This is a genomic window from Chitinophaga niastensis, assembly GCF_003014755.1.
Lineage (GTDB): Bacteria > Bacteroidota > Bacteroidia > Chitinophagales > Chitinophagaceae > Chitinophaga > Chitinophaga niastensis.
Window position 1 is genome coordinate 1 of sequence record NZ_PYAW01000014.1, and the last position, 12,027, is coordinate 12,027.

Below are 12,027 nucleotides of genomic sequence, written 5' to 3' on the forward strand. Positions count from 1 at the left end.
AAGCTATATCGTACCGGTGATCTTGTAAAATATTCACCTGAGGGAGATATCGTTTTTCTTGGTCGCAGCGATGACCAGGTCAAAATCCGTGGTTATCGCGTGGAACCGGGCGAAATAAGCCGTATACTGAATGAGTGTAGCCTGGTAGATCAGGGATTGGTGGTAGTTAAAGGAGACAATAGCGATAGCAAACGATTGATCGGTTATGTAATACCGCAAGGCGATTTTGATAGGGATGGAATCATATCTTACCTGAGGGCAATAGTACCTGAATATATGGTGCCTTCGTTACTGATCTCCATAACAAAATTCCCATTACTGGCAAACGGTAAAATAGATAAGAGGGGATTGCCGGATCCTGATTCCATAGACTCACCAACCGGATATATTGCACCGCAAACATTCCTGGAAAAAGAACTGGCAAAAATCTGGTCAGTACTGCTGGAAGTAGAAACGATAGGAATAAATGATGATTTCTTTTCTTTGGGAGGGCATTCACTCCTGGCCATACGTTTGATATCTCTTATCAGGAAACAGTTGGGTGTAGAAGTGGTGATCGGTGACATATTCGATTATCCTACCATTGCAACCTTATCCCGGCAATTAACACTTCATGCAGGTATTTCAGTAGTACCTGCCATCGTTCCGGCACAAAGACCGCTGCATATTCCTTTATCGTATAGCCAGGAACGTTTATGGTTTATTGATCAGTTGGAAGGCAGTGTGCAATATCATGTGCCGGTAGTATTAAGATTAAACGGATCGTTGCACAAAAATGCCCTGACTTATGCACTACAAACTATCATTAACCGTCATGAAGTACTCAGAACAGTAATCGTACAGGAAGCAGGTATAGCTTACCAGCAGTTGAAAGAGAAAGATAAATGGGAATTAACTGTAATTGATAATGATGTATTCAGGGAAGATGAGGCCCTGTTGCAGTCTTATATCGAGTCCCTGATCACAGCTCCTTTTGATTTATCTCAGGATTATATGTTGCGTGCACACCTGGTAATACTGGGTATAAAGGAACATGTGCTGGTGATCACATTGCATCATATTGCTTCAGATGGCTGGTCTACCAGTATTATAGTCAGGGAACTGGCAGAGCTGTATGGATCATACACAGAAGCCCGTGCTGCAGCATTACCTTCTTTGGATATCCAATATATTGATTATGCCATCTGGCAACGTAATTATTTAACAGGACCACTACTGGTGGAGAAGCTCAATTACTGGAAGGAAAAACTAACGGGCGTCAGCATGCTGCAGTTACCTGCGGATTACGTGCGGCCTGCGGTACAGAGCTCCCGTGGCGCCAGCAGTCGTTTATTACTGGATAAAGTATTATCGGATCAGTTACAGGTACTCTCCCTTCAGCAGGGCGCCACCTTATTTATGACATTACTGGCTGCATTCAAGGTGTTGTTGTATCGCTACAGCGGCCAGGAAGATATTTGTGTAGGCAGCCCCACAGCTGGCAGAACGCAACAGGAAACGGAAGGACTGATCGGCTTCTTCGTAAATACATTGGCATTGCGAAGTGACCTGGGTAATGATCCTTCATTTATTTCTCTGTTACAGCAGGTGAAACAAACCACTTTGGGCGCATATATGCACCAGGAGGTACCATTCGAAAAAGTGGTGGAAGCGGTAGTGAAAAACAGGGATATGAGTATGCACCCCTTATTCCAGGTACTGTTTGTAATGCAGAATGTACCTGGTATACCGGAACTTCGTTTGGGAACTGTTCAACTTTCAGTAGCACCCTTTGAACATACCACTTCGCAGTTTGATCTGACTATAGCACTGGCAGAAGGGCCTGATGGTTTATATGGCAGTATAGAATATTGTACTGATTTATTCAGCGCTGCAACCATAAACAGGATGATCATTCATTTTGAGGAGTTGCTCAGATCTATTGTAAAATCGCCGGAAATACCGATCAGCGCATTATCCATGCTTCCTCCGGATGAAATGCACCAGTTACTGGTATCTCAAAATAATACTGCTGTAGATTATCCCCAAGACCAGGTGATTACCGACTTGTTTGCGTTGCAGGTAAAGCGTGCTCCGGGCGCCATTGCAGCCGTGTTTGAAGTATCTCAACTTACCTACCGGGAACTGGACGAGCGTTCCAATCAGCTGGCGCATTATCTGCATAACAAAGGGGTAGGGGCAGAAACGCTTGTCCCCATTTGTATTGACCGGTCGCTGGAAATGATCATTGGCATCATGGGTATCCTGAAAGCCGGTGGTGCATATGTCCCCATCGATCCTGAGTATCCTTTGGATAGAATTGCATTTATGCTGTCAGATATAAATGCAGCATTATTATTAACGAATGCCGCTCATGCAGATCAGCTCAAATCTGTGGCCGGCCTTGCGGAAATCATTTCACTGGATGAACAATGGCATTATATAGCACAGGAACCGTTATCGCCTGTTGATATTGTAATAGCTTCTCATCATCTGGCCTATGTGATCTATACTTCCGGTTCTACGGGAATTCCCAAAGGTGTGATGAATGAGCATGGCGGCGTAATAAACCGGTTGCAATGGGCACAGGATTATTTTAATCTGCATAGCAGTGATGTGATTTTGCAAAAAACAACTTTTTGTTTCGATGTATCTGTATGGGAATTATTATGGCCATTGATAACTGGCGCCAGGTTAGTATTTGCATTGCCTGATGGTCATAAAGATGCTGGTTATTTAAAAGCAATGATAGCGCAGCATAAAGTCACCACTATACATTTTGTGCCATCTATGCTAACTGTTTTCCTGGAAAGCATTTCATCTGGAGATGGTGCTGATCTGCGCCGGGTGATCTGCAGTGGAGAAGCGCTTGCACCGCAACAGGTACCTGCTTTCCGGGATAAACTGCCCGCTGCGGAATTATACAATTTATACGGACCTACGGAAGCTGCCATTGATGTGAGCTACTGGCATGCTTCCCGTGATATAAACGATATAAGCATAGTGCCTATTGGAAAACCAATATCCAATACCCGGTTATATATACTGGATAAGAGAGGAAATGTAGTACCTACTGGTGTTACCGGGGAATTATATATTGGTGGAATACAGGTGGCACGAGGTTATCTGAACCGGCTGGAATTAACGGAAGAGAAATTTATTGTCGATCCATTTAGCCTGGATGTAACAGAGAAAATGTATAGAACGGGAGACTTGTGCAAATGGTTGCCAGACGGGAATATTGCATATGTTGGCAGGGTAGATCACCAGGTGAAGGTGCGTGGATATCGTATAGAATTGGGAGAAATAGAAAATGTATTGCTGGAATGTAAACTGGTGAGTGAGGTGGTGGTGTTGGCCAACGTAGTTAATAATGCAGTTCATCTGCCGGATACCCGGTTGGTCGCTTATATAGTGCCCAATGGACAGTTTGATAAAGCCGGAATTATTGCTTACCTGAAAGATAAACTACCGGAATATATGATACCTGTTTCGTTCACGGAAATAGGAGCCATACCCTTAACTGCCAATGGTAAAATAGACAGAAGGGCTTTACCAGATCCCGGTAACCAGGCATTGTCGCTGCATGAATATGTGGCCCCTGCCTCAGCTATGGAGCAATTGCTTGCAGATATCTGGCAGCAGTTACTTGGATTGGAACGGGTAGGGCTACACGATAATTTCTTTGAACTTGGAGGCCACTCTTTATTGGCTATGCGTCTGATTTCGATAATCCGTGAAACATTCAACGTGGAAATGTCTGTTAAATTCTTCTTCCAGCTTCCTACCATTGAATCCCAGGCAAGACATATCACCATCAGCCGGAATGATTCCACATCTCACCATACAGATACGAAAATTATCAAATTATAATTAACCTCTTTTTTTACACTTAAATCATTGAATATGTCTGACTTTAAAGTAATTGATATAATAGCTTTATTGGAACAGGCCAGTGAAAATGGAATTAAAATATCTGCTGTGGGGGATGAATTGATTTTAGAGGTGAATAAGGAACAGGATATTGACAGTTTATTGCTGGCTGAAATAAAAAATAATAAGCAATATTTAATAGAATATCTGAATAAATCCAGAAAAGTTGAACCCGGACAAACCGTTAATAGCAGGATAAATGCTTTCCACAGGGATGCATCGGCGCATATCCCGTTATCATATAGCCAGGAACGTTTATGGTTTATTGATCAGTTGGAAGGTAGTGTGCAGTACCACTTACCTACCGTATTGAGATTGAAAGGAAGCTTGAACAGGGGAGTACTGGCTACTTCCCTGCAAACAATTGTAAACAGGCATGAAATACTGCGCACGGTGATAGTACAGCAAGAGGGCCAGGCATATCAGCGCGTACTGGATGAAAACAAATGGAAATTGACTTTGGTGGATGAACAGGTGTATAAGAAAGACAGCATCGTATTACATGCATATATTCAATCCCTGATAGCTGCTCCTTTTAATTTATTGGCCGATCATATGATACGGGCTCATTTGATAATATTGGAAGAAGAGGAGCATATACTTGTAGTTACACAGCATCATATTGCATCAGATGGATGGTCTGTCAGCATTATTGTAAAAGAACTGATAGCGTTGTATAAGGCCGGCATAGAAGGCGGGTATGTTCAATTGGACCAGCTGGATATTCAATATGCCGACTACGCGATTTGGCAGCGCGAATATTTGTCAGGAACAATATCGGATGAAAAACTGGCTTACTGGAAGCGTAAACTGGAAGGAGTAACTACTTTACAGTTGCCTGTTGATTATCCCCGGCCTCCCGTTCAAAGTACACGTGGCGCTATAACCCGGGTGCATCTTGATAACAGGTTACTGGAACAATTACGGGAATTGTCGCATAAACAGGAAGCTACTTTGTTTATGACATTACTGGCTACTTTTAAGGTATTGCTTTACCGTTACAGTGGTCAGGAAGATATTTGTGTAGGTAGTCCTATTGCCGGAAGAACACGTACAGAGATGGAATCGCTGATTGGTTTTTTTGTCAATACACTTGTCCTTCGTGATAACCTGGCTAATGATCCTTCCTTTATCTCTCTTTTGCAACAGGTAAAACAAACCACACTGGACGCCTATGACCACCAGGAACTACCTTTCGAGAAAATTGTTGACGCGGTAATAGAAGACCGCGATGTAAGCAGATCTCCATTATTCCAGACCGCATTTGTATTACAGAATTTACCGGCCATACCTGATATCAGATTGGGTGGAGTGCAGCTTTTACAGGAAGAACATGTGCATAATACGGCCAGATGTGATTTAACCTTTACTGTTGATGAAACAGGAAATGGCTTAACTGTAAGGGCAGAATATTGCATTGATTTATTCAAAACAGATACCGTCAACCGTATGTTGCATCACTATACGCAGTTGCTGGAATCTGTTGTAAAGGAACCGGCAGCACGGATAGGATCATTGCAGATGCTAAGTGCAGCAGAAGAACAGGAGTTGCTGATCTCCTTCAATGATACAGCTGTAAATTATTTGTCCGTGGCAGACAATACCATTGTAGCACAGTTTACCGCACGGGTTGCACAGATGGAGGATGCCATTGCCATAGTATCCGGAGACACCTCCCTGACCTACGGGGAACTGGATGAATATTCCAATCAGGTAGCCAACTACCTGTTAAGTAAAGGTGTTAAAGCTGAAACAATGATACCTGTTTGTATGGAACGGTCATTGGAAATGATCATCAGTATAATGGGTATCCTGAAAGCAGGATGCGCTTATGTGCCTGTTGATCCGGATTATCCGGCAGAAAGGATCGATTATATCCTTACCGATACCGGTGCTGGTATGATAATAAGCAGCAACTATTGTAAACCCAGGCTGGAAGCAACAGGGAAAACAATTGATATTTTAATACCGGATCATCACTTTCGGATTACAGGCAACTATTCCCAGGCAGCATTAAAAACAACGGTTACTCCCGCACACCTGGCATATGTGATCTATACATCAGGATCAACAGGGCAACCTAAAGGAGTAATGATAGAACATGGTGGCCTGGTAAACCTGGCATTGAGCCAGGCTGATGTGTTCCGGTTAAAACCGGGAATGCGGACATTGCAATTTGCGTCTTTTGGTTTTGATGCTTCCTGTTCTGAAATATTTGTAACGCTGTTGAGCGGAGGTATACTTGTATTACCACGTAAAGAAGAATTGTTGCTGGCAGAAAGCTTTACTGCGTTGCTGAACAGGGATATGATAGACCTGGTAACGTTGCCACCTTCTTATTTGCATGTTGTTAAAAATGCGTTAGGTCCTGTAAAAACAATTGTATCAGCCGGTGAGGCCCTGAATAAGGAAGATGGAAAATTTATTCAGGCACAGGGTATTCGGCTGATCAATGCCTATGGGCCAACTGAAAACACAGTTTGTACAAGTCTGACAGATCAGCCTGTAATAGAAGATAATGTAGTAGTGATAGGTAAGCCTATGGCAAATGTACAGGTGTACATATTGGATGCTGCTAATGGACTATGCGCAGTAGGTGTTGGCGGAGAAATCTGTATTGCTGGCGCAGGCCTTGCACGTGGATACCTGAACAAGCCGGAACTAACAGCTGAGAAATTCATACCTAACCCTTTTGATAATACGCCAGGTGCCAGGTTATACAGAACAGGTGATGTAGGGCGTTGGTTACCGGATGGTAATATCGAATACCTGGGAAGGTTAGATGATCAGGTGAAGATCCATGGGTACCGGATTGAATTAGGAGAGATAGGGCATGTATTGCAACAATCCGAACAGGTAAACCAGGTAGTGGTAACCGCAAAGGGAGAAGGTGTACAAAAGCGCCTGGTGGCCTATATTGTTCCGAATGGCCGTTTCGATCCCGACAGCATTATGGATTTTGGAAAGAAACATTTACCGGAATATATGCTACCTGCCTTGTTTGTGGAAATGGAAAGTATGCCGCTCACACCAAGTGGGAAGGTGGACAGGAAAGCCTTGCCAGACCCTGATATTCACAGGGGGCAGCAAGGAATATACACAGCTCCCCGTAACAAAACAGAACAAACAATAACCGGGATATTTGAAGAAGTGCTCAGTATACAAGGTATAGGTATACATGACGACTTCTTTAAACTAGGAGGAGATTCCATCCTGGTGATTACCCTGGTAAGCCGGATACGTCGTGTATTCGGGCAGGATATAAAACTGTTTGATGTATATAGCGCACCCACTATAGCACAAATTGCCACTTTATGCGACAGCGATTCTCTCCCGGAAAATAAGGTAGATGATTTACAAGCCGTGCGGGATGAAATAAGCCTGCTAAAAAATAATATACTTCACAGGCTCCCAGACATAGCGCTGATCGAAGATCTTTATCCAATGACTGATATCCAGAGTGGAATGATGTATGCTTCCCTGATTAATCCCGAAAAAGGTATTTACCATGATCAGATGGGGCATCTATTATCTAAGGACCTTGATATCCCTGTATTGGAAAAGGCTTTATCATTGATGGCAAAGAAACATGCCATTTTAAGAACAGTATTCAATCTGGAGCTCCATACAGAAGGCTTACAGATTGTATACAAAGAATTACCTGTAAAAACTGATTATATCGATCTGTCGCATATCAGTAATACAGACGTAAAAAAACATATAGAATTATACCTTAAAAAAGAACGCGCTATACCTTTTAAAGTTGGTGAACCGATGTGGCGCACCACTTTTTTTAACCTGCAAAATAATACTGTATTCCTGTTTCAGTGCCATCATGCGATCATTGATGGCTGGAGCGATGCTTCTTTTAATACGGAGCTGAATAACCTCTATCTGCTATTAAAAGCGCAGCCGCATCTCAATATACTGCCGCCTTTAAAATGTACCTACAAGGATTATGTTATTGAGAATATAACAGAAAAAAAGAATGTTGAGAACAGGCATTTTTGGGAAAATGAATTACGTGAGTATAAGCGACTGAATATATTTTCTGAGATACCAGATAATAAGCGGCTGATCCGGACCTACGATAGTGCTTACCTGGATGAACTGAAACGGCGCACCGGTGAAGATAATATTTCCCTTAAAGGATTATTTTTCGGCGCTTTCCTATATGTACTTAGTATGCTTACCAACGAGGATGAAGTTACGATTGGGTTGGTATCAAACAGCAGACCACTGAAAGAAGACGGAGAAAAAGTGCTGGGTTGCTTTCTGAATACTATTCCTTTCCGTTTTAGATCAGGTGATCCTGGCCTTACCTGGAAAAAATACTTTGAACAGATTGAGAATAAGTTGATAGCGCTGAAAGAAAGAGACAAAGTAAGCCTTTTTGAAATAAGCAGGATCACAGGTGAACCGTATTCGGGTACGAATCCATTTTTTGACGTGATGTTCAACTTCGTGAATTTTCATGTATATAATAAGCTGGAAGATGGTTTAACAGGGTTTGAAAATGAAGAGCTACAGGGTGTGTTGAGTTATGGAAGTGCTAATACCGATCTTGGTTGCGATGTAAGTATCACCGGTAATACCCTGCAATTTAACTATTCACTTAAAAAACAATTGAAGTGCGGTAAAGCATTGCAGGAATTACATAATTATGTAGATGCGGTAATCAGCGCGTATTTATATCATTACCATCAACCGGTTAATAACAATAGTATTTTACCTGCAGAAGAATTACAGCAACTACTGGGTACATTCAATGATACTGCAACAAATTGCCCGTCCCTGGAAGGTAAAACTTTTATACACTTATTCGCAGAACAGGTAATTACTACACCGGATGCAGTTGCTGTAGTGTTTGAAGAAATGCAACTTACCTACAGGGAACTGGACGAATACTCCAATCAGTTGGCGCACTATCTGTATGATAAAGGCATACAACGGGACGTACTTGTTCCTGTTTGTATTGAACAGTCAACGGATATGTTGATAGCTATATTGGCAATCCTGAAAGCAGGTGGCGCTTATGTACCGGTTGATCCGGAATTCCCGCTGGAACGCATTCGCTATATATTGGCAGATACAAAATCGGATATTGTAATAAGCAGTAGTAATTGCGCGCCTCTGCTGCCTGCAGATGCTGTTGCCGCTGTGATAGTTCCGGAGGCAGCGGAAGATGCGATCAGGAAATATCCGGCTATAGCTTTACCTGTTGCACCATCACCCTGTGATCTTGCGTATGTGATGTATACTTCCGGAAGCACAGGTAAACCAAAGGGCGTGATGATTGAACATGGTAATTTGATGAATTATCTGCTGAATAGTAAAACGAAATATAACAGCAACGACTATACGTTTTCAGGTAGTTTTATCCATCTTTCCTATACGTTTGATGCTTCCCTTACGGCAATGTTTATGCCATTACTTGCAGGCAAATCAATTGTGATGGGAAAGAAACGCCCGGAAGAAATATTTGATCCTGCATTATTATGGAAGTTTGCACCTTATGATTTTATAAAGCTCACTCCGGCTCATATGCCTTTCCTGGAAGCGGCAATGAATCATTTTCCCGACGCATGCTTAACAAAGACGCTTGTATTAGGCGGAGAGGCGCTGCAACAAAGCCACTTCCAGTATTTGTTGAATAAGAAACCTGGTATAGATATAATTAATGAGTATGGACCTACTGAAGGTACTGTAGGTTGCAGCACTTATTGGCTTAACACAGGCGACTCTCCGGAGGAACAGGTCACAAATATTTCCATCGGGCAACCGATAGATAACCTCCGCTTGTATATAGTCAATACCAATATTGAAATATTGCCGGTAGGCGTTGCGGGAGAAATTTGTATAGCAGGTGCAGGTTTGGCAAGAGGGTATTTGAACCAGCCCGACCTGACTGCAAAAAAATTTATAACCAACCCTTTCGGTAACCAGGTGGATGAAAAAATGTATCGTACAGGTGATGCTGGCAGGTGGTTGCCAGATGGAACTATTGAATATGTTGGCCGGCTCGATAACCAGGTAAAAGTACGTGGCTACCGGATAGAATTAGGTGAAATTGAAAGCGTATTGCAGCAATGTGAATTGGTAAATCAGGCAGTAGTACTGGTGAAGGGAGATAACTATTCCGGTAATAGCAGGCTGATAGCCTATATTGTACCGGAAGGAGATTTCGATAAGGCAGGAATATTGTCCTGGCTGAAAGACAAACTACCCATATACATGATGCCGGCACAGCTGGTAGCTTTAGATAAATTACCGCTTACTATTAATGGGAAAATAGATAAACAGTCATTACCAGAAGCCAATGACGGGAAGTTACTGGTTAATGAATATGTTGCATCACGCACGGAAGTAGAACATATACTCACAGATACCTGGCAGAAATTGTTAGGACTCGGTCGTGTAGGCATTTATGATAACTTCTTTGAGTTGGGTGGCCACTCTTTACTCGCCATGCGTTTGGTAGTTGCTTTGCGCCAGGTATTACAGGTGGAGATATCAATAAAAGTGTTATTCCTTTACCCGACAATAGCCGCGTTGGGTCAATACCTTGAGTCGCATAATAAAGGCTTGCTGCTTCCCGCTATAGAAGCAGGGCCACGACCTGAGCATATTCCATTATCGTATAGCCAGGAACGTTTGTGGTTTATTGATCAGTTGGGAGGCAGCGCACAGTATCATTTGCCTGCTGTGTTAAGGTTAAAAGGAGATCTTGATACTGCAGCTTTAGCATATGCGCTGCAAACGATAGTGAATCGTCATGAAATACTTCGTACAGTAATAACTCAGAAATCAGGCGTTGCTTACCAGCAGATATTGGAAAAAGATAAATGGGAATTGGTAATAACCGATCACCGGATATACAGGGAAAGTGAGGATGAATTACAAGCTTATACACAAGCCCAGATATCCCTTCCTTTTAATTTATTAGCAGACCATATGCTTCGGGCGAATTTAATAGCGCTGGATAAAGAGGAGCATATACTGGTAGTGACCATGCATCATATTGCATCGGATGCATGGTCTACAGGTATTATAGTACGTGAGCTGGTTGAACTTTATGAAGCCTTTACGAAAGACCGGCCTGTACATTTACCACTGTTTAATGTTCAGTATGCAGATTATGCCATCTGGCAGCGCACCTATTTATCCGGTGCTGTATTGGATGAAAAGCTGCGTTACTGGAAAGATAAACTGGAAGGAGTAAGTACATTACAATTACCCACTGATTATCTGCGGCCGGCTATACAACATATGGGAGGGTCACAATTTTCATTTACCCTTGATCGTGCTTTGTCTGATCAGTTGCAAAAATTATCACAGCAACAGGAGGTAACGCTATTTATGACGATGCTAGCCGTTTTCAAGGTATTGTTGTATCGTTACAGTAATCAAACAGATGTCTGTGTTGGTATTTCTGCAGCTGCACGTCAACAGGAGGAAGTGGAAGGATTGATCGGCTTCTTTGTCAATACATTGGCACTGCGTAGCGACTTAAGCAACAATCCTTCTTTTTTATCTTTGTTGGAGCAGGTGAAATGGACAACACTCGGTGCTTACGAACACCAGGACGTGCCTTTCGAAAAAGTAGTGGAAGCAGTAGTGAAAGACAGGGACATGAGCAGAAATCCACTGTTCCAGGTGATGTTTGTAATGCAGCATGCTCCGGATACACCTGTTTTGCGACTGGGTAATATTGTATTATCCGGTGAAAAAATTGAACACAATACAGCGAAATTTGATATTAGCTTTTTTGTTGTTAGAGAAGAGAAGGGCTTACAGGTCAGCATCACCTACCGCAATCAATTATTTAAGGAAGCAACAATTACACAACTTGGTAATCATTACGGGCAATTGCTGCGTGCCATAGTAAACAATCCTGCACAAGCAGTAGGCGCACTACCAATGCTTACATCTGAAGAGGAACAGAAGTTGCTGACCCTGTTTGATAACAAGGTGGGTGCCAGGCTTCCTGATACAGATCATACTATCATAGATTTATTTACCTCACAGGCCGCGCAGACGCCAAACGCAATTGCCCTGGTTTTTGAGGATAGTGTGCTCACTTATGGTGAACTGGATGAGCGTTCCAGTCAACTG

At 42.6% G+C, this 12,027-nt stretch carries 2 protein-coding genes; both read left to right on the forward strand.

Translation table 11 applies throughout. The features are described from left to right. The coding region (locus CLV51_RS28570) for a non-ribosomal peptide synthetase (RefSeq protein ID WP_146151404.1) at positions 1–3,852 on the forward strand (3,852 nt) is incomplete at its 5' end. A gap of 33 nt (positions 3,853–3,885) precedes the next feature. Further along, on the forward strand, positions 3,886–12,027 hold an 8,142-nt coding region (locus CLV51_RS28575; protein WP_146151405.1), incomplete at its 3' end, for an amino acid adenylation domain-containing protein.